Annotated in this window: 26 protein-coding genes; 12 read left to right on the forward strand and 14 right to left on the reverse strand. The window is 64.5% G+C overall.

From position 1 onward, the window contains the following. Positions 1 to 81 precede the first annotated feature (81 nt). Complete coding sequence (locus V6M39_RS04980) at positions 82 to 1083, forward strand: hypothetical protein (RefSeq protein ID WP_332642625.1); 1002 nt, start codon at positions 82 to 84, stop codon at positions 1081 to 1083. Positions 1084 to 1168: 85 nt separating this feature from the next. After that, positions 1169 to 2017 (forward strand): Bax inhibitor-1/YccA family protein, encoded by an 849-nt coding sequence (locus V6M39_RS04985; protein ID WP_332642627.1) that lies wholly within the window; start codon positions 1169 to 1171, stop codon positions 2015 to 2017. Positions 2018 to 2085: 68 nt separating this feature from the next. On the opposite strand, the gene V6M39_RS04990 is transcribed toward V6M39_RS04985, so the two are convergent. Further along, positions 2086 to 3012, reverse strand: coding sequence for an SGNH/GDSL hydrolase family protein (locus tag V6M39_RS04990; protein WP_332642628.1), 927 nt, complete (start codon positions 3010 to 3012; stop codon positions 2086 to 2088). A gap of 84 nt (positions 3013 to 3096) precedes the next feature. On the opposite strand from V6M39_RS04990, the gene V6M39_RS04995 reads away from it, so the two are divergent. The 3 genes from V6M39_RS04995 to V6M39_RS05005 all read left to right on the forward strand — a co-directional run bounded on the left by V6M39_RS04995 (position 3097) and on the right by V6M39_RS05005 (position 5613). Beyond that, a complete protein-coding gene (locus V6M39_RS04995) occupies positions 3097 to 3786 on the forward strand; it encodes a tyrosine-protein phosphatase (protein ID WP_332642629.1) in 690 nt (229 codons plus the stop codon). Next, entirely contained in the window at positions 3783 to 4700 is a 918-nt protein-coding gene (locus V6M39_RS05000) for a pirin family protein (protein WP_332642630.1), read from the forward strand. The genes V6M39_RS04995 and V6M39_RS05000 overlap by 4 nt, the downstream gene beginning before the upstream one ends. Before the next feature lie 94 nt (positions 4701 to 4794). Beyond that, complete coding sequence (locus V6M39_RS05005; protein ID WP_332642631.1) at positions 4795 to 5613, forward strand: SDR family NAD(P)-dependent oxidoreductase; 819 nt, start codon at positions 4795 to 4797, stop codon at positions 5611 to 5613. On the opposite strand, the gene V6M39_RS05010 is transcribed toward V6M39_RS05005, so the two are convergent. Further along, positions 5610 to 6227: a TetR/AcrR family transcriptional regulator gene (locus V6M39_RS05010; protein ID WP_332642632.1), complete on the reverse strand. Its 618-nt coding sequence runs from the start codon at positions 6225 to 6227 to the stop codon at positions 5610 to 5612. The genes V6M39_RS05005 and V6M39_RS05010 overlap by 4 nt on opposite strands. A 77-nt stretch (positions 6228 to 6304) precedes the next feature. Here V6M39_RS05010 and V6M39_RS05015 point away from each other — a divergent pair, with 77 nt between their 5' ends. Beyond that, a complete protein-coding gene (locus tag V6M39_RS05015) occupies positions 6305 to 7735 on the forward strand; it encodes a cytochrome P450 (protein ID WP_332642633.1) in 1431 nt (476 codons plus the stop codon). A gap of 37 nt (positions 7736 to 7772) precedes the next feature. Then, entirely contained in the window at positions 7773 to 8573 is an 801-nt protein-coding gene (locus V6M39_RS05020; protein WP_332642634.1) for an SDR family NAD(P)-dependent oxidoreductase, read from the forward strand. A 2-nt stretch (positions 8574 to 8575) separates the two neighbouring features. Here V6M39_RS05020 and V6M39_RS05025 read toward each other — a convergent pair whose 3' ends face one another. From V6M39_RS05025 to msrA, 3 genes are read right to left on the reverse strand one after another with little or no spacing between them, the layout of a single operon-like run. After that, on the reverse strand, positions 8576 to 8956 hold the full coding sequence (locus V6M39_RS05025; RefSeq protein ID WP_332642635.1) for a YciI family protein: 381 nt from the start codon (positions 8954 to 8956) through the stop codon (positions 8576 to 8578). Positions 8957 to 8979: 23 nt separating this feature from the next. Next, positions 8980 to 9369, reverse strand: a complete 390-nt coding sequence (locus V6M39_RS05030; RefSeq protein ID WP_332642636.1) for a nuclear transport factor 2 family protein — start codon at positions 9367 to 9369, stop codon at positions 8980 to 8982. Further along, positions 9362 to 9997, reverse strand: coding sequence for a peptide-methionine (S)-S-oxide reductase MsrA (gene msrA, locus V6M39_RS05035; protein ID WP_332642638.1), 636 nt, complete (start codon positions 9995 to 9997; stop codon positions 9362 to 9364). The genes V6M39_RS05030 and msrA overlap by 8 nt, the downstream gene beginning before the upstream one ends. Positions 9998 to 10090: 93 nt before the next feature. On the opposite strand from msrA, the gene V6M39_RS05040 reads away from it, so the two are divergent. Further along, positions 10091 to 11185 carry an AI-2E family transporter gene (locus V6M39_RS05040; protein ID WP_332642639.1) on the forward strand — a complete coding sequence of 365 codons (1095 nt, stop codon included), beginning with the start codon at positions 10091 to 10093 and terminating at the stop codon, positions 11183 to 11185. 13 nt (positions 11186 to 11198) lie between these two features. After that, the gene (locus tag V6M39_RS05045) at positions 11199 to 11531 is read left to right on the forward strand and encodes an MmcQ/YjbR family DNA-binding protein (RefSeq protein WP_332642640.1); all 333 of its coding nucleotides are present in this window, start codon (positions 11199 to 11201) and stop codon (positions 11529 to 11531) included. On the opposite strand, the gene V6M39_RS05050 is transcribed toward V6M39_RS05045, so the two are convergent. Genes V6M39_RS05050 through V6M39_RS05065 form a run of 4 tightly spaced genes read right to left on the reverse strand, consistent with a single transcriptional unit; the run spans position 11528 to position 15574 of the window. Further along, a complete protein-coding gene (locus V6M39_RS05050; protein ID WP_332642641.1) occupies positions 11528 to 13069 on the reverse strand; it encodes an MDR family MFS transporter in 1542 nt (513 codons plus the stop codon). The genes V6M39_RS05045 and V6M39_RS05050 overlap by 4 nt on opposite strands. Further along, complete coding sequence (locus tag V6M39_RS05055; RefSeq protein WP_332642642.1) at positions 13066 to 13509, reverse strand: MarR family winged helix-turn-helix transcriptional regulator; 444 nt, start codon at positions 13507 to 13509, stop codon at positions 13066 to 13068. The genes V6M39_RS05050 and V6M39_RS05055 overlap by 4 nt, the downstream gene beginning before the upstream one ends. A gap of 57 nt (positions 13510 to 13566) precedes the next feature. Continuing rightward, a complete protein-coding gene (locus V6M39_RS05060) occupies positions 13567 to 15054 on the reverse strand; it encodes a M16 family metallopeptidase (RefSeq protein WP_332642643.1) in 1488 nt (495 codons plus the stop codon). A 34-nt stretch (positions 15055 to 15088) separates the two neighbouring features. Beyond that, positions 15089 to 15574, reverse strand: coding sequence for a nucleoside deaminase (locus V6M39_RS05065; RefSeq protein ID WP_332642644.1), 486 nt, complete (start codon positions 15572 to 15574; stop codon positions 15089 to 15091). 78 nt (positions 15575 to 15652) lie between these two features. Between V6M39_RS05065 and ilvA the strand changes: the two genes are divergently transcribed. Next, positions 15653 to 16843, forward strand: coding sequence for a threonine ammonia-lyase (gene ilvA, locus V6M39_RS05070; RefSeq protein ID WP_332642645.1), 1191 nt, complete (start codon positions 15653 to 15655; stop codon positions 16841 to 16843). A 1-nt stretch (position 16844) separates the two neighbouring features. On the opposite strand, the gene greA is transcribed toward ilvA, so the two are convergent. From greA to V6M39_RS05085, 3 genes are all read right to left on the reverse strand, one after another. Then, positions 16845 to 17348, reverse strand: a complete 504-nt coding sequence (gene greA / locus V6M39_RS05075) for a transcription elongation factor GreA (protein ID WP_332642646.1) — start codon at positions 17346 to 17348, stop codon at positions 16845 to 16847. Positions 17349 to 17429: 81 nt separating this feature from the next. Further along, positions 17430 to 17807: a DUF4307 domain-containing protein gene (locus V6M39_RS05080; protein ID WP_332642647.1), complete on the reverse strand. Its 378-nt coding sequence runs from the start codon at positions 17805 to 17807 to the stop codon at positions 17430 to 17432. Positions 17808 to 17835: 28 nt separating this feature from the next. Continuing rightward, positions 17836 to 18693: an SDR family NAD(P)-dependent oxidoreductase gene (locus V6M39_RS05085; RefSeq protein ID WP_332642648.1), complete on the reverse strand. Its 858-nt coding sequence runs from the start codon at positions 18691 to 18693 to the stop codon at positions 17836 to 17838. A gap of 85 nt (positions 18694 to 18778) precedes the next feature. Between V6M39_RS05085 and mca the strand changes: the two genes are divergently transcribed. Together mca and V6M39_RS05095 are read left to right on the forward strand one after the other, a co-directional pair. After that, positions 18779 to 19651, forward strand: coding sequence for a mycothiol conjugate amidase Mca (mca, locus tag V6M39_RS05090; protein WP_332642649.1), 873 nt, complete (start codon positions 18779 to 18781; stop codon positions 19649 to 19651). Between the two features lie 34 nt (positions 19652 to 19685). Continuing rightward, complete coding sequence (locus V6M39_RS05095; protein ID WP_332642651.1) at positions 19686 to 19877, forward strand: hypothetical protein; 192 nt, start codon at positions 19686 to 19688, stop codon at positions 19875 to 19877. On the opposite strand, the gene V6M39_RS05100 is transcribed toward V6M39_RS05095, so the two are convergent. Then, entirely contained in the window at positions 19874 to 20836 is a 963-nt protein-coding gene (locus tag V6M39_RS05100) for an MOSC domain-containing protein (RefSeq protein WP_332642652.1), read from the reverse strand. The genes V6M39_RS05095 and V6M39_RS05100 overlap by 4 nt on opposite strands. Before the next feature lie 25 nt (positions 20837 to 20861). Continuing rightward, positions 20862 to 21323 (reverse strand): YdeI/OmpD-associated family protein, encoded by a 462-nt coding sequence (locus V6M39_RS05105; protein WP_332642654.1) that lies wholly within the window; start codon positions 21321 to 21323, stop codon positions 20862 to 20864.

Below are 21323 nucleotides of genomic sequence, written 5' to 3' on the forward strand. Positions count from 1 at the left end.
ACAGGGGCGAGCGATGCTCGATGTGCAGCGCAAGGTCTGGAACGAGTTCTCAACCACGATGAACAACCTGCTGGAGGCATCATGACCACGTCGACCGTCACCCCCGAGATCGTCACCTTCGCCAAGGGCGTGCGTGCAGCGCTGGCGGACCTGCCGGCCGATGAGGTCGACGACCTCACCGAGGGTCTCGAGGCAGACCTCGCTGAGGCGTATGCCGAGGACCTGCAGCGTGAGCTCCCCGATCCCACTGCGTATGCCGCCGAGCTGAGGCTCGCCGCCGGACTCCCCGTACGTTCGAAGGCCAAGAACGGACTGTTCTCTGGTCTCTCCGATGGCCTGCGCGACACCAAGCGTGACATCGGCATTGCGATCCGCCGAAACCCGGCGCTGGTGGGGATCGCCGACTTCTTCACCGCGCTTCAGCCCGCATGGTGGCTGCTGCGCGCTTGGGTTGCCTACCAAGCAGCCATGCATTTGATAGGCGCGGTGAACGGCGGCAGCCTGTGGCTCCCGACCGACCTTCTGCAATGGCTGGTGCTTGCGCTGCTCACGGTGGCAAGCGTGCAGTGGGGGCGTGGGCGCTGGCGATTCCGCGGACTCGGTCCGATCATCGTGGTCGGCAATGTTGTCGCAGCGGTGTTGCTGATCCCGATGATCTCGGCTGCCGAGTCACATGGTGGTGAGGTCTACTACACCGACTCGTACGAGTCGCAAGACCTGACAGGCGTCTACCTCAACGGCCAACCGGTCACCAACATTTTCGGGTATGGCGCTGACGGCAAGCGGCTTGAGTCCTTCCAGCTGTTCGACCAGGACGGAAAACCCTTGACGACCTCTGTGCCCGGGGGCAACGGCTGTCTCGACGCCGACTGCAACGAGACCGGGTTCTGGACGCCGTCATACCTGGAAACCGGGCAGACCGCGTGGAACGTGTTCCCGATGCGGATGGTGGGGATCGTTTTCAACGAGCAGACCGGAATGGACGAACCTGATCCGGCGGCGAAGGCTCAGGATCGCAAGCCGCCGTTCGTCAAGGTTCCCGCCGTGATGCCCGCGCCGAAGGGTGAGAAGCCGACACCCTGAATCGGGAGCAAACGCGGGTGCTCAGGCGTTGTATACAGTGAAAGTACCGACTCCATCACGGAGCCGATATCCCACGGAGGGAAACATGAAGAGCAGCAACCCCGTCTTTGCTCGCAGCGCCGAGTTCAATGGCAAGGGCACCGCCACTGCCAGCGATCCGTCGCAGTGGCAGATCGACCTGAACGGCGAAGGTTCGCCCACCCACACGGGTCGCGGCACCGGCCGTATGACGCTCGACTCGGTTGTCGAGAAGACCGCCATCTCGCTCGGCCTCCTGACCGTCGCAGCGGCAGTCACCTGGTTCATGATCGGTGACCTCAACAGCGGTGACGTCACGGCCGACAACGCTGCCTACAGCAAGGCGTTCATCTTTGCCATGGGTGGCGCGATCATCGGTCTCGTCCTGTCGCTGGTCAACTCGTTCAAGAAGGTCATCAGCCCGCCGCTCGTCATCGCCTACGCGGTCGTCGAAGGTGTGTTCGTCGGTGCCTTCTCGAAGGTCATCGCCAGCTACGTGGGCGATCCCACGGTCGTCTTCCAGGCGGTCCTGGCCACCGTGGTCGCCTTCGCAGGCACGCTCGCGGCCTACAAGTTCTTCAACATCCAAGTCACCGACAAGTTCCGCAAGGTCGTCACGATCGCGATCTTCAGCTTCGTCGGCGTCATGCTGGTCAACTTCGTGCTCAGCCTCACGGGCGTGCTTGAGTCCGGCGGACTGCGCGGCTTCGGCACGCTCGGTCTGGTCGTCTCGGCCGTCGCCGTGGTGCTCGCCGTCTTGATGCTGATCATGGACTTCGACTACGTCGAGCGTGGCGTCGAAGCCGGCCTGCCGGAGCGCGAGTCCTGGCGTGCAGCGTTCGGCCTGACCGTCACCTTGGTCTGGCTCTACATCGAGATGCTGCGCATCCTCGCGATCCTTCGCGGCGACAACTAGCAGCAACCACACAGATGGCCGGTCCCTTCGGGGGCCGGCCATCTGTGCGTTCTAGGGTCGAGTGCGTTCTAGGAGCGGGTGAGAACCAGTCGGCGGCGACGCAACACGCTCGCGAAGCGACCACTGCGTACGACCTGGGTGCCCGGCTGCTGTGCCGCCTGGGTTGCCGCGTCGTCGAGTGACATGACATCGCGGGGCTGGCCAGAGTCGAGGAAGTCCTGCTCGGGATCGTGGAGCGATGCAGCGACAGCAGGCATGAGCACCGAGACCATGTTGGCGTAGCCCGCAGCCGACGGGTGAAAACGGTCGTCTCCGAACATTGCGTCGAGCTGCTCGCGGAACAGTCCGCCAAGCAGATCGCCCAACGACACGGCACGACCGCCCGCGCGGACAACAGCAATGGTCTGCTGACGGGCAAGGGCGCGGCTCCAACGCCTTGCGACCTCGCGCAACGGCTGGAGAATCGGGCGGACAGTGCCGAGATCGGGACAGGTGCCGACGACAACTTCGCAGCCTTCGGCCGTCAGCTGGCTGACGACATCGGCGAGTATGCGTACGGACCGGCGCGGAAGCACGCGGTGGGTCACGTCATTGGTGCCGACGATGATGACCGCGACATCAGGCTTGAAGTCTTCGGCCTGCGTGATCTGCTCCGCGAGGTCGGAGGTCTGAGCGCCGACGACGGCGTGGCATCGCATCTCGACCTGCGCGTCAAGCATGTGGGCGAGACCCACTCCGAGCAGGCCGGTCGGCGTGGTGTCGGAGGTTGTCATGCCGTAGCCCACGGCGGCAGAATCGCCAATTACGAGACAGCGAATCGTATGGCCGGCGTGTTCCTCGCCGTAGAGGCCGTCGGGCGTGGGAGGACGATCGTCAGTCGTGCCGATCGCACGGCGAGCGAGCACCGCTTCGCCCATCAAGGTCGCGTAGAAGCTCGACAAAGTCACCGCTCCGCCCCCAAGGGCGAAGGTCGCGACTTTGCGTGTGCGTGCCATGCCTCAACTTTACGTCGCGTCCATGACGAATATTGTGCATATGGCGAGGTCAGAATGAACCTTCCTTCAACATAAGGTGAACCTGTGCGCCACGACTATGTACCCAACTTGCGAGATGTGGGCGGTGTCGTCACAGATGACGGCAGCGAGGTGCTCACCGGTCGCGTGCTTCGCAGCGCGATGCCGCACGCGAAGGATGGGGTTCCCGAGGGCATCGCCTGGCCCCCAGCCGTGGTGATTGACCTGCGTTCCGACGGTGAGAGCGAATCGATCCACCCGCTGGCCCATCAGGGGTCGCGCATCGTCAATCTTCCGCTGCTGAGCGCGCTGCGCCCTGACCTCGCGCCGCCGGAGGATCTGCACGGCCTCTACCTGCTGGTGCTCGATCATGCATCGATGTATCTCGTGGAGCTCGTTCGCGAAGTTTCCGTGGCATCCGGCGCGACGTTGATCCACTGCGCCGCAGGCAAGGACCGTACGGGGATCTCGGTCGCGCTGCTGCTCCGGCTGGTGGGTGTGTCCCGTGAAGACGTCTTGGCGGACTACCAGTTGACCGAGGAGGCCTCAAAAGCGATCGGCGCTCGTCTGCACAAGCTCCCTGGTCGCAAGCACCGCGCCTCGCTGCCCGCGGCCTTCCTCGAGGTGTCCACCGAAGCGATCACCGGCGTCCTGGACGTGTGGGACGAGCACGAGGATGGCGTCCATGGATGGTTCCGAAGCATCGGCGGCGACGATGCCCTCATCGCTCAGCTGCGCCGTACTCTGGTTCGATGAGCGTGAGTCCACCGGGAGTGCGAGATCGCCTCGTGGAGTCCCGTGTCGTTCCGCTCGGCGGTGTTCGTGGCCTGTCAGTGCACCGCACCCTCCCGCTGCGTGGATTGCCCACGGTCGGCCCGTGGTGCTTCGTCGACCAGTTCGGGCCGACGCTCTCGCCCATGCAGGTCATGCCGCACCCGCACACGGGTCTGCAGACCGTCACGTGGCCGTTGGCCGGTGAGATCCGGCACCGTGACAGTCGCGGCACCGATGTGGTGCTCAAGCCGGGCGAGCTGAACCTGATGACCTCGGGCGACGGTGTCTCCCACTCCGAGGTGTCCGTCAGCACCAAGCCGACCGTCATGCACGGCCTCCAGCTCTGGGTTGCTTTGCCCAACACTCGTCGTCTGGGTCCGTCCAACTTTGAGCACCACGCCAACTTGCCGCGCGTCGAAGGTGAAGGGTGGCACGGCACCGTCATGATGGGCGAGCTCGAAGGTGCGAAGTCGCCAGCCAGGGCCTACTCGCCGATCGTGGGCGCCGAGCTGAGGCTGCGTCCCGGCAGGTCCCGCATCCCCCTGGAAGCCGGGTTTGAGCACGCGATCCTGGCCGTTGACGGCATGGCCATCGTGGATGAGCACGTAGACGTCGGCCATCGGGAGATGTACTACCTCGCGCCTGGTCGCAAGGAAGTGACGATCGACGTTCGCACCGACACGATCGTCCTGCTCATCGGTGGCGAGCCGTTCACCGAGCAGCTGTTGATGTGGTGGAACTTCATCGGCCGCACCCACGACGACATCGTCGAGGCGCGCAATGACTGGGAAGCCGAGAGCGAGCGCTTCGGCTTCGTCGACGGACATGACGGCGTACGGATTCCGGCTCCGCCGATGCCGAACGTGCGGCTGACGCCGCGGCGCCGCACGCTCTGAGAGCGGTTGCGGCACACAGGGTTTCGCGCTGTCCAAATTTCAGATACTGTCAGTATCTGAAACTTGCATAGCCCCCAACCCGATCGGAATGGCAATGACTCACTTCACTGGCAAGGTCGCCGTCGTCACCGGAGCAGGCTCCGGCATTGGTCGCGCTCTGTCCGTAGAGCTCGCCCGCCGCGGCGCCAAGCTCGCCATCTGCGATGTCGATACGGTGGGGCTGGCTGAGACGGAAGCACTGGTCAAGGCCGAGGGTGCCGACGTGAAGACCGATCACCTCGACGTTTCGCAGCGTGAGCTCGTGCTGGCGTACGCCGACGGTGTCGCCGCGCACTACGGCAAGGTCAACCTGGTCTTCAACAATGCAGGCATCGCGTTCACCGGCAATATCGAGGAGATGTCGTTCAAGGACATCGACCGCGTCATGGACGTCGACTTCTGGGGCGTCGTGAGCGGAACGAAGGCATTCCTCCCGCACCTTGTCGAGTCGGGCGACGGCCACATCATCAACATCTCGAGCATCTTCGGCCTGTTCTCGGTTCCGACGCAGAGTGCGTACAACGCGGCGAAGTTCGCTGTGCGTGGGTTCACCGAAGCCCTGCGCATGGAGATGATCCTCAACAAGCGCCCGGTCAAGGTCACCTGTGTGCATCCTGGCGGCATCAAGACCAACATCGCCAAGAAGCAGGAGCAGGTCGAAGGAGTCGACCACGACGCGCTCGCGAAGCAGTTCGACAAGCTGGCGCGTATGTCACCCGCCAAGGCAGCCAACATCATTCTCAAGGGTGTCGAGAAGAACAAGGCTCGCGTGCTCATCGGCGCTGATGCCTGGGTGCTGGACAAGTTCGTGCGGCTCAGCGGGCCTCGCTACGCGGGGGCGATCAGAGCGTTCAGCAAGCGCAACGGCCTCTAGCCCGCGAGCTCGGCGACGCCCGATGGGCGAGAGGCTTCGGGCAATGCCAGCAGAGTGGCCACGAGCGTGTGCGCGGCCAGCTCGCGGATCTCGTCGCGCTTGATGTCGGTGGTGTCGAGCCATTCGTGCGCGGCATTGCGGAGGAATTGAATCCAGCTGCGTACCGCGATCTTGGCCAAGGGTGAAGGCTCGCGATTCGGTTCAACTGCGTCGAGGATGCGTTCGCTCTGCAGGCGTACGTCCTCGTCGACGATCGCTTGGATCTCGGGATCGGCTGATGCGCCTCCGTGGAACACCGCCTTCACGCCCATCTTGTGACTCTCGCAGTACTCGAGGAAGGTCTCGATGCCCTGGTTTAGCTGATCGAGGATCGGGAGCGCCGGATCGGGCTCGGTCAGCTCCGAGATACGGCCGGACTCGCGGCGGACCATGGCGGCGAAGAACGCTCGCTTGGTCGGGAAGTAGTGATAGAGCAGGCCTCGCGAAACGCCGGCCACCTCGGCCAGCAGCTCGATGTGGACGTCCTCGTACGACTTGTCGGCGAACAGCTCGGCGCCGAGGTCGAGCAGCTGGTCCTGGCGGGCTTCGCGACTGAGTCGCGTACGGGTGGCCATGGGCCAAGACTACTTGACTTCAGTTCAGCACGGGCTAGGCTGTGACTACTAAATCTCGGTTCAATAGGGAGCATCGCATGCGCAACGACTGGGGCGGACAGACCTTCCCGCATCCTCCGGGACGCAAGCCGATCATCGGCGATGTCCTCGGCGCGGACGTTGAGGCTCCGCTGCAGAGCACGATGCGCCGCGCCGCTGACCTCGGCCCGATCTTCGAGATGCACATCTTCGACCAGAAGTTCGTGTTCGTCACCGGCGCCGAGCTGGCCGCCGAGCTGTGTGACGAGTCGCGGTTCGCCAAGGGCCTCTCGCCCGCGCTCGTCGCGCTGCGTGAGTTTGCCGGGGAGGGTCTGTTCACGGCCTACAACGACGACACCAACTGGGCGCTCGCCCACGACCTGCTGCGCCCGGCGTTCACCAAGGCGGCGATGCAGAGCTACCACCCGATCATGCTCACGGCCGCGCAGGAGCTGTTCGACCTGTGGGACTCGCACGGCAAGCGGGTCGATGTGTCTGCCGACATGACCAAGCTGACGATGGAGACCATCAGCCGTACGGCGTTCAGCACCGACTTCGGATCATTCAGTCGCAGCGAGCCACACCCGTTCATCCCCGCGATGATCGCGGCGCTCAAGGCGGGACAGCGCAAGGGGTCGCTCAACGCGATGCCTGGTGCATCGCTGCTGTCCAAGCGCATCGACAAGAAGAATGCGCACCACCTCGCATACGTCGACTCGCTGCTGGACGGGATCATCGCCGAGCGGCGCGCTGGTGAGCGCGACGAGAGCGACTTGCTCGGCATCATGCTGCACACCCCGCATCCAGAGACCGGGGCGCGGCTCGACGACGTCAACATCCGGCACCAGATCCTGACGTTCCTCGTCGCCGGGCACGAGACGACATCCGGCGCTCTCTCCTTCGCGCTCTACTACATCTCGCAGAACCCCGACATCCTCGCCAAGGCGCAGGCCGAGGTGGACCAGATCCTCGGCCCCGACCGTGACGTCGAGCCGACGTTCGAGCAGGTCGCAAAGTTCCGCTATCTCCGCAGGGTGCTCGATGAGGGCCTGCGGCTGTGGCCCACAGCCCCGGCATTCGCGCGCAGCCCGCGTGAGACGACCATCCTCAGCACGGGGCACACGATGCGGCCCGAGGACTGGGCCATCGTGATCCTGCCGATGATGCACCGCGACAAGGCGGTGTGGGGCGATGACGCCGACCAGTTCGACCCGGATCGGTTCGTTGCCGAGAACGCCCGCGGACGCCAGCCGCATTCATACAAGCCATTCGGTACGGGTGAGCGCTCCTGCATCGGCAGGCAGTTCGCCCTGCACGAGGCGATCCTGGTGCTGGCACGCATGCTGCATCGTTACGACATCGCCGCTGACCCCAACTACGAGCTCGACATCGCCGAGCGCCTGACGCTGATGCCCAAGGGCTTCGAGCTGACCCTGAGCCCAAGGGTGCCCAGTGTGCAGAGTCGTCATGGCGAGCCCAGCGTCGTATGACAGATTGCCGACAACACCACTCCCGCAAGGACATTTCATGACTCGTCAGACCATCAAGGGCGCTCGCGCACTCGTCACAGGAGCGACCGGAGGAATCGGTCAGGAGATCGCCCGCGCTCTACACGCAGAAGGCGCCGAGCTCGTGCTCAGCGGTCGGCGCGCGGAGATCCTCGAGCCGTTGGCCCGCGAGCTGGGCGCGCAGGTCATCCTCGCCGACCTGGCGGACCGCGACGACGTTGATCGACTGCTCAAGGAAGCCGGCCCGCTCGACATCCTCGTGGCCAACGCGGCCCTGCCGGCGTCGGGACTGCTGCTCGAATACACCCAGGAGCAGATCCTCCGCAATGTCACGGTCAACCTGTCGGTGCCGATCCTGATGGCACGCGAGAGCGCCGAAGGCATGGTCGAGCGCGGCCACGGGCACATCGTGCTGATTGGCTCGGTGGCAGGCAAAGCGGCGTCCGCAGGTGCGTCGATGTACAACGCGACCAAGTTCGGGCTCCGTGGTTTCGCACTGGCGTTGCGCGAGGACCTTGCCGCCGAGAAGGTGGGCGTCTCGATCGTCGAGCCCGGCTTCGTACGTGACGCCGGCATGTTCGTCGAGGCCGAAGGCAAGCTCCCTCCGGGCGTTCGTACGGTCTCGCCGCAGCAGGTCGCGAAGAAGGTCGTCAAGGCGATCAAGAGCAACAAGGTCGAGGTCGTAGTTGCTCCGGTCGAGCTGCGCGCCGGCGCGGCGATTGCGTCTGTGTTCCCCGTGTTCGCGGGCAAGCTGCAGAGGCGACTCGGTGGCGACAAGGTGTTCGCGACGATGGTCGAAGGCCAACGCGCCAAGCGCTGACTTCAGTCGTCAGGGAGTGAGCGGCGGTCGTCGGGAGCGTTCCCGTTTGGGAACGTGAGGGTGTCTGCCGCAATCCACCACTCCATGACGTCGTATGCGAGTCTGCCGGCGATGACCAGAGGATCCAGCTCGTTGAGGCGCGCCGCCTCGGCGAGATCGCAGGTGAAGATCGACATACCCCTAAGCGACTCGTCGCTCTGCTCGAGGAACGGTCCGTTCGCGACGACGAGGCCCTGATCCCGCAAGGCAGCCCGGTGAGCCAGGTGGAGGGATTGCAGCCTGTCGAGCTCCTCTTCCGGCAGGTCTGGCGCATCGGCAGGCCGCCGCAGGATGACGAGCGTGTAGACGTTGAACTCATCGGGGATGTTCGGATCGCGTGCCATGAATCGGATCCTAGGGGCGCGACTCAGGATCCGGACAGTTGTTCCATGACCTTCGCCAAGTCCCAGAACGCCCGGAGGTGTGAGACGTCGCCGCTCTCGTCTAGTCGGTAGTGGATCGCCGCGTCGTACGTTGCCGACTCCCCTCCGGGTGTGCGGATCGAGATGTCGGCAAGGACGAGCGCTTCGCCGGGCGCCTCGTGAATGCGGCGCACGTCGAACCGAACGGCCTCGAACATCGCAATGCTCGTGTCCCAGAAGTTGGCGATCGAGTCCGTGCCGGTCAGCCCTGGGGAGCCATCCACTGGGTCTTCGAGCGTGGCGCCCGCGGCGAAGAGATCGATCCACTTCTGGCGAGAGCCCTGCTCGACTGCGCCCATCGCGCGCCGAGCCACATCACTGGGCGAATCAGGCATAGGCGACGCCGGTGGCGTGCAAGGGGCAGTAGCCGTATGGGTTCTTCACCAAGTACTGCTGGTGGTAGTCCTCGGCGTAGTAGTAGGTCTCCAGCGGCAGGATCGACGTGGTGATCTCGCCATAGCCGGCGGCGGTCATCTTGACCTGGTAGGCCGCGCGGGACGCCTCGGCCTGCTCCTGCTGCTCGGGCGTCGTCGTGAGGATGACGGAGCGGTACTGCGTGCCGCGGTCGTTGCCCTGGCGCATGCCCTGCGTCGGGTCGTGGTTCTCCCAGAACACCTCGAGCAGCTGCTGGTAGGTCACCTTCGACGGATCGAAGATGATCCGAACGACCTCGGCATGGCCGGTGCGACCAGTGCAGACCTCTTCGTACGTGGGGTTCGGAGTGGAGCCGCCGGCGTACCCGACTGAGGTCGACCAGACGCCAGGGACCTCCCAGAACGTCTTCTCCTCGCCCCAGAAGCAGCCGAGCCCGAACACTGCGACGCCGAAGCCCTCAGGCGCCTGGGTCTCGACCGGATTGCCGAGCGTCAGGTGAGTGCCACCGACTTGGTAGGGACGGCCCGAACGACCTGGAAGCGCCTTGTCGGCGGTCGGGATCTCGGACTTGTTCAGGTTGAAAATCATGGGTGCCACCTCTCACTACAAAGTTTACGGATGGGCTCTCGTACAACACCGCGATAAGCGCCGATGTTCCTGCGCACCGCTAGGCTCCTGCGTGTGGCCAAGAGTCAACCCAAGCGCAATGAGATTCCCGCTGGTGTAGAGATCGCGACCCAGTGGTCGTGGCGACTGCTCGTCATCGCCGCCGCCGGCTTCGTTGGTATCTGGCTCCTGCGCTACTTCTCCGAGATCACCGTCCCCATCGCTGTCGCGATTCTCGGTACTGCCCTGACGGTCGGCGCTGTCGACTGGCTGGAGAAGAAGGGCCTGCCTCGCATCGCTGCGACCGCTCTCGTGGTCCTCGCCATGCTCACCAGCTTGTTCGGGATGCTGGCGCTCGTGGGCTCGCAGCTCGCGACGCAGTTCTCCGACCTCAAGTCCAATGTCGTCGAGGGCATCGACCAGATCCAGGACTGGGCCAAGACAGGCCCGCTCAATCTCACCGACTCACAGATCCAGGACTGGATCGACCGCGGCAAGGCGTCGATCACCAACAGCGACGCGTCGTTCTTCACGACTGCGAGCAACGTCGGCACGACGCTGACCCATCTCATCGCCGGATTCTTCATCGCCCTGTTCGCCTCGTTCTTCTTCCTGTACGAGGGCGAGCGCATCTGGAGCTGGGTCGTCGCGCTGTTCCCCAAGGCGGCACGCGACAAGGTCCACTCGTCCGGCCAGACCGCTTGGGCCTCGCTCACGGCATTCGTACGCGCGACGGTTCTCGTGGCGTTTGTCGATGCGTTGGGCATTGCCTTTGGTGCGTGGGTGCTCGGAGTGCCCCTCACGTTCGCGATCGGCGTCCTGGTGTTCCTCGGTGCGTTCATCCCGATCGTCGGTGCGCTCGCGTCTGGCATGGTGGCCGTCCTCGTCGCGCTGGTCGCGCAGGGACCGGTGGTCGCACTGATCATGCTGGCAGTCGTGATCGCCGTGCAGCAGATCGAGTCGCACGTCCTGCAACCGTTCCTCATGGGCAAGCTCGTTGCGGTTCACCCGCTGGCGATCATCCTGGCGATTGCCGCCGGTATCGCCGTCGCGGGCATCGTCGGTGCACTCATCGCTGTGCCGCTCGCGGCCTGCCTCAACGGTGTCGTGAAACATCTGGTCAACGATGCCCAGCCCTATCAGGACGAGCCCGAGCCCGATCCTGCATGACCACGGAGCCGGCATGACAGATGTGCACGCGTTCTGCAGCGCCCTTCCGGGCGCCGTTCTGACGTTCCCGTTCGGTGAGGAGACCGCGGTCTACCGAGTCGGCGGCAAGATCTTCGCGCTCACGGGAGTCGACCGAGCCATCAGCATCAACCTGAAGGCCGAGCCGGCTGACGTCACAGGACTCGTCGACACGTACGACGCGATCGAGCGCGGCTATCACATGAACAAGAAGCACTGGGTGACCGTGCAGCTCGACGGGTCGCTGCCCGAAGGGCTGCTCGAGGAGCTGATCGAGGACTCGTACGACCTGATTGTCGACAAGCTCCCCGCTCGCGACCGACCCTAGACGTCAGTGCCGGCGGCGGGCACCGGTGTGCTGCGCGAGCGAAGTGGAAGCTCCTTGATGAACAGCGTCAGGACGAAAGCGATGCCCACGAACGGCAGCGCCGTCAGGAACACCTCGTGCAACGACAGCGCGAAGGCGTCGATGACGTGAGTGCGTATGGGTTCGGGCAGGAGATGGATCGCCGTTGCATCGTTCGTGTTGACCGACGTACCGGATCCAGAACCGACCGAGTTCTCCAGGTGATGCGCGAGGCGGCTGTTGAGCACCGCTCCGAACACTGCCGTACCGAACGCACCGCCGAGGTTGCGGAAGAATGTCACCGTGCTCGTCGCCACGCCCATGTGGCGTACGTCGACCGAGTTCTGCACGATCAGGGTCAACAGCTGCATCGTCAGGCCGAGACCGAAGCCGAGTGCGAACATGCCGATGCCGACGTTCAGGTATGAACTGTCGGCGTTCAGCGTCGACAGCAGGAGCAGGGCGCCCGCGACGAAGATCGTGCTGGCGATCGGGAAGTACCGGTAGTGGCCCGTCTTCGAGACGTAGATGCCGGTTGGGATCGACGCGGAGAACATACCGGCGACCATCGGGACCATGCCGAGTCCGGACTTGGTCGGCGACATCTCCATCACGATCTGCAGGTAGAGCGGCACGAAGATGATGGCTCCGAACATCGCAATGCCGAACACCATGCCGAGGGCATTCGTGATCGAGAACACGGAGTTGCTGAACAGCTCCATCGGCAGGATCGGCTCGGACGCTCGTCGCTCGATCAGGATGAAGATGACCGCGAGGAGGAGTCCTCCGCAGAGCAGGCTGAGGCTCGGGTTGGAGAGCCAACCGTGCTCTGGTCCTGCCCACGCGGTGTAGAGCAGGACCGAGGAGACGGACGAGACGAGGACGCCCGCTCCCAGCCAGTCGATCGTGTGCTCGCGCCGCACGTGGGGGAGCTTGAGGACGTATGAGGTCACGACCAGCGCGACGATGCCGATCGGCACGTTGAGCCAGAAGATCCATTCCCAACCTGGGCCATCGGCGAGCCAGCCGCCGAGCACCGGGCCGAGGACGCTGGCGGAGCCGAACACAGCGCCCATGTAGCCCATGTAGCGACCGCGCTCGCGGGGAGGAATGACGTCGCCGAGCGTGGCAAGTGCGAGAGCCATCAGACCGCCTCCGCCGATGCCCTGAAGGGCGCGGAACGCGATGAGCTCATCGATGTTGCGAGCGAATCCGCACAGCAAGGAGCCGACGAGGAAGGTGATGATCGCTGCCTGGAAGATCAGCCGGCGACCGTACAGGTCGGAGATCTTGCCCCACAGCGGCGTGGAGGCGGTGGAGGCGAGCAGGTAGGCCGTGACAACCCAGCTGAGCTTGCTGAGTCCATGGAGCTCAGACGTGATGCGGGGGAGGGCAGTGCCGACGATGCTCTGGTCGAGCGCGGCCAGGAACATGCCGGTCATCAGCCCGGCGAGGATCACCAAAATCTGTCGGTGCGAGAAGTACACCGGTTCGGTGGACTCGGTCTGCGTTTCGCTCATGCGTGGTCTCCGAGGGCTGTTGCGAGGCGGGACAGCTGTATGCGCAGCTGCTCGCGGTCTTCGTCGTTCCAGTCGGCCAGGGCTTCGGCGAGGATCGCGCGGCGCTGCTCGAACGAGAACTTGAGTCCGACCCGGCCGGCTTCCGTCAGCCTGATGAGGCTGGCGCGTCCGTCGACGGGGTCTGGTCCGCGTTCGATGAACTCGCGGTCACCGAGCTGCTGCACGTGGCGGCTGACGGTCGAGGCGTCGAGCTTCATGGCGTCGGCGATGTCGCTGAGGCGCATCGCGCCGCGGCACTTGAGTGTGTAGAGCAGGGCCGCTTGTGACGGGTCGACGGTGTCACCGTCGAGGCGAGCGCGGAAGCGGCGGCCGACCGTCATCATGAGTTGGGCCAGCGCGTCTTCGGCGGTCTCCGGTCCATCGGACTCACTTACGTGCATCGCGCAAGCATATAACTACGTGCATCATGCAAGCAATTGATCTGGGCGTGGCTCTGGCTACTCGGCTGGCTTGGTCCGATCCCGATCGTGCCACGAGAAGTCACGAACGTGATCGGCTGGAACGCGATTGATGAGTTCCTCGATCACGCCGGAGCCCTTGCGCCAAAGGATCGGGTCGACGATCACGTCTTGCCCACGCTTGTCGATGAGATGAACACTGCCATCGCCGAACTTGCCGAGCACGACGATGTCGTCGAGCCGGACTGAGGTGGTCTCACCAAAGATGTGCTCGTGCAGGTGCGTGTCGTCGATGCGCAACCAGTCGCGCACCGAGAACCAGTTGCCACGCCATCGACGTCCCGGCCCACGGCGAGGTGCATTGGTCGTCTCTCCGGCGGTGAATTCGTCGAGGGTGAGTTGGAGTTTCTCGGCAAATCCATCTGGGAGTTCGGTGTCTCCGTCGTACGCAACCATCAGTGTGTCGAGCGCTTCGCGCAGGGCAGCCGTCAATTCGTCGCCTTTGAGGCTGTGCGCCGTTTCTATCCACTCGTCCGGTGTCGCGTTGACGCCTCCGACCAGCTCGGTCGTGGCAATGCCGTCGATGTGACCGGCCCACGATCCAGGATGGCTCAGCGCGCTCACTGCTGCTGACTTGGCGTAGTCGACGGCTGCCTGGCCGAAGCCATTCTCTGCTGTCTTGCGAACCTTCTGCACGGCCAATTCCAGCGTCTCGACCAGATTTTCCTCGAGCGGATCGAGTACAAGGTCGACCTGGTCCAAGCCGGGCTCGGTGTTGGTCAGCTCGGGGTCGATCGAATAGATCAATCCCTTGGTCGTTCGCAACTCGCTGGTCAACTCAAAATCGAGGGCCTCTCGAAGCCAGGGTGAAAGGTTCTCGTCGACGACCAGTGAGAGAGCAACGCCGTCCTTTTTGCTGGCGATGAGCGTCGGCGAGTTCACGTATCGCGTCTCCAGTCGGTGCGCGGGCACCGACCCTTCCGGCAACCGCACTGCAAGGGATGGTGGTGGCGAACCAGTGAAGGTGAGTCGAGCGTTGTCGGCCACGAACCATCGAAGGATCCAGTCGCGCACCTCGCCCGTAGTGAGCGAAGCGAGCGTGGGCGCGCCGCCATGGCTCTTTCCGGCGCCCTCGAATCCGTAGCGATAGGTGAGCAGGCCCGCTGATGGCCCAAACGCTGGAGGACGCTCTGCCTCGATCACCATGCGCTCGCGGCGAAGATCGTCCTCTGTAAATCGGGGATTGAGGATGACGCTGCTGAGCCGGTTGAGGAAGTCAGCTACCTCGTCCGGCGTGCCCGTCGCGTGGAAGTCGAGGGTATGGGACGAGGTGACACCGTCGTGGGCGAGCAACAGATCACCCATCGAGCGGAAGATCAGGTGCTCAGCGAGGTGAGTGATGCCCGCAAGATGTGGGGGCTCATCCGCCATGCCGACGCCCAGGATCAGGCTTCCGGTCAGCGGTCCTTCGACTTCTGTCGAGATGATGGGAATGTCGTTGTGTGTGGTTCGGAGGATCTCAGGCACACGGAGGAGCGTAGTAGCACTATGGTTCGGGGCCCTACCGAATTTCGGAGTAGTGGCGGCGGATCAGGTCGTGCACTTCTTCGTCGAGCCCGGGCACGGGACCTTCAACGATGACACTCGGCGCGATCTCGACAATCGGGTAGGAACGGATCGATCCTCCAGCCAAGCCCAGCTCGGCCTTCCAGGCGCCGAGCTGTGCAGATGAGCTCGCGAACACGATGCGTCCCACGCCGACCATGCCATGCGCGGCTGAGCACATTGGGCAGTGCTCACCAGATGTGAACACCGTCGCCGATGCACGCTGATCCGCATTTAGATTGCGCGCAGCCCACCTGGCGAGCTCGAACTCGGGATGGAGCGTTGCATCGCCCTCGGTGATCTCGCGGTTGCGGTCCTCCGAGAGCACGTCGCCGTCGCCACTGACCAGGATCGATCCGTAGGGCTCGTCGCCAGAATCGAGGGCTTCCTTTGCCAACTCGATGCAGCGACGGAGGTAGGGGAGCTCAGCTTCTGTGATCACAGCCAGTCCTTCCGGCGAGGGTTCCTGCACCGGGCACAACAGTATCCGTGTGCAACAGGCAGGAAGTAAGTTGATCAGGTGGATCTGAACGATGTGAGGGAAGCCCGCAAGCTGCTCGACGGCGTCACCGAGCTGACGCCGATGGCGCATTCGCGCTGGCTCAGCAACATTGCGTCGACGCCGGTCTACCTGAAGGCAGAGAACCTCCAGCGCACCGGTTCGTTCAAGATCCGTGGTGCGTACGTACGTATCGCGCGGCTGAGCGAGGAGCAGCGCGCGAACGGCGTCGTCGCTGCGAGTGCCGGCAACCACGCGCAGGGCGTTGCTCTCGCGGCTTCGATGCTCGGCACGAAGGCCACGATCTTCATGCCGGAAGGCGCTGCGCTGCCCAAAGTTGCAGCGACCGAGGGCTACGGGGCTGACATCAAGTTCCACGGATCTGGCGTCACGGAGGCTCTCGTCCCGGCGAGGGAGTTCGCCAAGGAGACCGGCGCGGTCCTGATCCACCCGTTCGATCACGAAGACATCCTCTTCGGCCAGGGCACGGTCGGACTCGAGATCCTTGAGCAATGCCCCGACGTCAAGACGATCCTCGTGCCGGTCGGCGGCGGCGGCCTGGCAGCCGGCATCGGCCTGCTTCGTACGGAGCGCCCCGACATCCGCATCGTCGGCGTACAGGCCGAGGACGCTGCGGCCTACCCCGCTTCACTCAAGGCTGGTCACCCGATCTCGCAGGCGATGGGTCTGACGATGGCCGACGGCATCTCCGTGGCCGAGCCGGGCGGCATCCCGTTCAAGGTCATCGCCGATCTGCTGGACGACGTCATCACGGTCAGCGAGGAGACGATGAGTCGCGCGCTGATCTCCCTGCTCGAACGCGCCAAGATGCTCGTCGAGCCGGCCGGCACTGCCGGAGTCGCCGCGATTCTCGAGAAGCCCGATGCGTTTGAGGGCCCGGTCGTCTCGGTCCTGTCCGGCGGCAACATCGACGCTCTGGTGTTGCTGGACGTCATCCGCCACGGCCTGGCTGCGGCGGGCAGGTTCCTGTTGTTCCGCGCCCGCATCACCGACCGTCCGGGCGCGTTGATGGGTCTGCTGACCGACCTCGCCGAGATGCAGGTCAACGTCCTCAACGTCAACCACGACCGCGCGTCGGAGTCGCTAGGCGTACGCCAGGTCGACGTGGACATGCAGGTGGCGACGCGTGGTCCGCAGCACCGAGCAGACGTACGCAAGCGCCTCACCGAGCTCGGCTACGAACTCATGTGACCTAGAACGGCTTGGTGTCGACGATTTCTACTGTTATCGCTTTGCCGTTGGGCGCTTCGTACGAGACGGAGTCGCCCTTCTTCTTGCCAAGCACGGCAGCACCGAGCGGTGAGCTCGGCGAGTAGACGTCGATGTCGACGCTCGTGTCCATGCTCAACAGCTCACGCGAACCCAGCAGGAACTGCTCGGGGTCAGGGTCGCCCGTGAAGCGGATCGTGACGATCATGCCGTTGCCGACGACGCCGTCGTCGGCAGGCTTGTCGCCGACTTCGGCGCGGCGAAGCATCTCCTCGAGCTGACGGATGCGGGCTTCAGTCTTGCCCTGCTCCTCACGTGCAGCGTGGTAGCCGCCGTTCTCCTTGAGGTCGCCCTCTTCGCGGGCGGAGGCGATCTTGGCGGTGATGTCGGCGCGTACGTGGCCGGCAAGGTGCTCGAGCTCCTGCTTGAGGCGGTCGTACGCCTCCTGGGTCACCCAGATCGTCTCGGTCTCAGTTGGCTGAGTCATGACGGAGCTCCTTCCCAATGAATGCGGTGATACGTACCGCACCCCAGGCCGCTGCCCGGGGTGAATGGTCCAGATTAACACTCAATCCGCCGCTACACACGTCCTCAGCACGCCGGTGACGGCCCTGCGCTCGGTCTCGATGTCGACCTCTATGCGAATCTCTTCCTCGTCGGTAGCGGCCAATTCGACAGTCTTCTCACCGACGATCGAGTGGTCGTCAGCCTGCGCGTAGACAGTGCATTCGATGTCGAGGGGGTCAGGACGGACGACGTCGAGCTTGACGGTGACCTTGTGGTCGTCGACCACGTCATAGCCCCACACGCGAGCGGTGATGGGTTTGTCCTGGAAGCCGACCCAGGCGGCGAACGCGATACCGATCGTGATGCCGATCGCTGCGATCAGCGGCCAGAACCAGCGAGGCCGTTTGCTGGTTCCGTAGCGCGCTCCGAGATCTGTCACGCCGCCAGTCTCTCAGACGGGACTGCTCTCAGCCCTTGGCAATCTCCCTGAGTACGGCCTTGTCGAACGTTCGGTAGGGCAGCAGGTTCGACGCAGTCGCCATGATCTTGGCCTCGGCCCCGATGATGTACTCCGCCTTGGGGCGGCGTGCGAACAGCGCGTGATGCGCGGCCTCGGCGACCTTGGATGCCGGGATGCCTCCCGTACGCGCGCTCTTCGCCATACCGCGCATCGACTCGATGGTTCCGCCGTACAGCTCCATCGCTCGTGGTGACAGCGTGCCGGTGACCTCGTCGATCTGGTCGCCAGCCTTGTCCCAGATCGGCGTCGCGACACTCGCAGGTGCGAGCACCGAGACGGCCATGCCCCACGGCTTGAGCTCACGACGCAGCGACTCAGCCATGCCGTTGAGAGCGTGCTTGGACGCGGCATACGGGCCGATGAACGGGGCGGCAACGCGACCGCCGATCGAGCTGGTGAAGACGATGCGGCCCCCCACTTTTGACACAGCGCCGTGCTCGCGGAGCAGTGGCAGGAATGCCTGCGTGACGGCGAGCTGGCCGATCACGTTGACCTCAAGCTGCTTGCGGAACTCGTCGAGGTCGACGAACTCCAGTGGCCCGCCCACGGCGATTCCGGCGTTGTTGACCACACCGCGAAGCGTGGTGTCGCCGAGAGCTGCGCGGACGGTCTCTGCTGCTGCCAGAGCCTCCTCGACCGAGGTGACATCGAGGCGTACGGGCGTGACCAGCGGGTGTTCGGAAACGCTGGACAGATCGCGTACGGCAGCGAACACGCGGATGTTGTTGTTGGCGAGGTTCTCGACCATCGCTTCGCCGATGCCGGTCGATGCGCCGGTGACGAGCACTGCTTCGGTGGGAGTCATGGGTCCATCGTCGCCCAGGAACACCCTGCCTGTGGAGTTTGTTGTCAGAGTGCGAGGATTTCCACAGAGTCATTGAAGGAGAACTGTGGCCGACAAGCTGCGCCTCATGCATGTGCACGCGCACCCCGACGACGAGTCGAGCAAGGGTGCCGCGTCCACCGCCAAGTACGTCGCCGAGGGAGTCGACGTGCACGTTGCCACGTGCACTGGTGGCGAGCGCGGATCGATCCTCAACCCGGGGTTCAAGCACCACGCGATCGAGGACAACCCCGAGCTGATCACTGAGATCCGTCGCGAGGAGATGGACCGGGCTCGCGAGATCCTTGGCATCACCCAGGACTGGCTCGGATTCGTCGACTCGGGCTGGCCGGAGGGCAACCCCAAGCCGCCGCTGCCCGAGGGCTGCTTCGCGTTGGTGCCGATCGAGGAGGCCGCCGAGCCACTCGTACGACTCATTCGCTCCTTCAAGCCACACGTGCTGACGACGTACGACGAGAACGGCGGCTACCCGCACCCCGATCACATCAAGTGCCACGAGATCAGCGTCTACGCGTTCGAAGCCGCCGCCGATCCGGCGCGCTACCCCGACGCCGGCGAAGCCTGGCAGGTCTCGAAGCTCTACTACCAGCTCGGTTGGAGCTGGCAGCGGATGGACGCCATCGCGAAAGGCATGGAGAAGCACGGACTTGAGAACCCGTACGCGGAGCGATTCGCCGACTGGGAGCGCAAGCCTGAGGACGAGGCACGCCTGACGACGCGAGTCGAATGCGCGGAGTACTTCCACGTACGCGATGCCGCCCTGCTGGCACATGCGACGCAGATCGACCCCGACGGTTTCTGGTTCGCAATCCCGCACGAGGTGCAGGCCGAGGCATGGCCGACCGAGGACTACCAGCTCGTCACCTCGCACGTGGAGACCAGCGTCCCCGAGACTGACTTGTTCGCCGGTCTCCGCTGACCGGTCGCCGAGGCCCGGAGGTTAGGCTCAAGGCATGAACTCGTACGTCTTCGCCGCCCTCGTCGCCGCCGAAAAGCCGCTCACCCCTGAGAACGTCCGGCCCGGGTGGATCGCCATGGTGACGGTGCTCGCGCTGGTCGTGGCGACGTACTTCCTCGCGCGTTCGTTCCTCAAGCACTCCCGCAAGGCCCAGCAGCCCTGGGAAGGCGAAGACCCGACTGACTAGTTGGGCATGAGCTTGTTGCCGGTACGAATCGTGTTGCGTCGTACGCGCTCGGCCAGTCGGCTGACAGCAGCTCCTACGGCTCCCGATTCGGTCGGTGGCTCGAAGGTGACTACATCCCCGACGCGCACGGTGCCCGCGTCGACGATGTCGGTGTAGACGCCGAAGCAGCGATCGCCGTGCCGGGCGACGGTGCGGGAAACCTCGGGGTCAGCCGCGAGGCCGGGCTGCTCACGCATCGGAACCGAGCAGCGTACGGCCGGGATCTCGACGCTCAGGGCCATGTCGCCGGCGCGGAGAGTTCCACCCATCCACTGCTGCTCGATCAGCCCGTCGCCTTCGGTGTCGACGACGATGTTGGGTCGGAATCGGCGCGGGTCGAAGTCTCCTCCGATCGCGCCCATCGTCCGCAGGCTAGACGTGGTGAGGACATGCACGGCGTACGCGTCGGCGAAGATCCCGATCGGCGTCGCGTAGATCGAGAGCTGGAGCAGCTTGCGGATCGGGAACATCGAGAAGTCCGGCAGTGGCTCGTCGTCGGTGAGAGCCCACTGCGAGCGGATGTCGCGCTTGGACGCCAGCACTCCTCGATAGCCGGCCTTGTCGGTCATCGGTGGCAGCGGTACGAGCGCGACGGACTTGCCGACCAGCTCCGAGAGCCTCGCGTCGAGCCGTTCGCGGTCGTCGCTGGTGATCTCGGTGCCGTCTGGAAACGCGACCCGCACGTCTGCGACGTCGCCAGGCCCGACCCCCGCAGGAGGCTCCTCGACGAACCGCGCTGAACACCCAAGCAGCTGGGGGAGTCGCCGAGCCGTGGTGACAGCGCCCAGCTCAAGATCCCGGACAGCCCACATACGATCACCATGAAGCGCGCGGTGGTCGAGTGTGGAGCTCGTGAGCTCCTCGCCGCCCATCGATTTCACGGGGTAGCGCCACAGGGCGGTCACGTTGCCGACTGTCATCTGTCGAACGTAGCCCGAAATTGCACTAGTTCCGGGTCCTTTTGCCTGCTTCGAGCAGGCTGACCATCTCGGCGATTCGGCGAACTCGCTCTTCGGGTCGCTTCTTGGTGCCGTCGATCCATTTCAAGAACGCTTTGCGATAGAACTGCGCCAGCCCGTCGAAGGCAGCCCCCGCTTTCGGTGACGCCTCGAGTGCCTCGGCGATGTCAGGATCGACGGCTTCGCGCTGCGGGCCTTCTTCCTCCAGCACGAAGGTCAGGGTGTCGCCCAGCTCGACGCCGTTGTCGCGGCGCCATACCGGTCCGAGCGAGCACCGCCACTCGCCATCGACCTGCTCCAAAGGGCCGCGGAATCCGCAGCCATTGACGGTCCCGCGCAGGTGGTGACGTGGTCGCGCGCCCCAAACCCCGTCCGGATCGAACGGCATCACGACGTATGCGGCCGTCTTTGTGCCCTCCACCGCCGCCGTGAAGGTCCGCGAAGCCAT

The organism is Aeromicrobium sp., assembly GCF_036675695.1.
Classification (GTDB): domain Bacteria; phylum Actinomycetota; class Actinomycetes; order Propionibacteriales; family Nocardioidaceae; genus Aeromicrobium.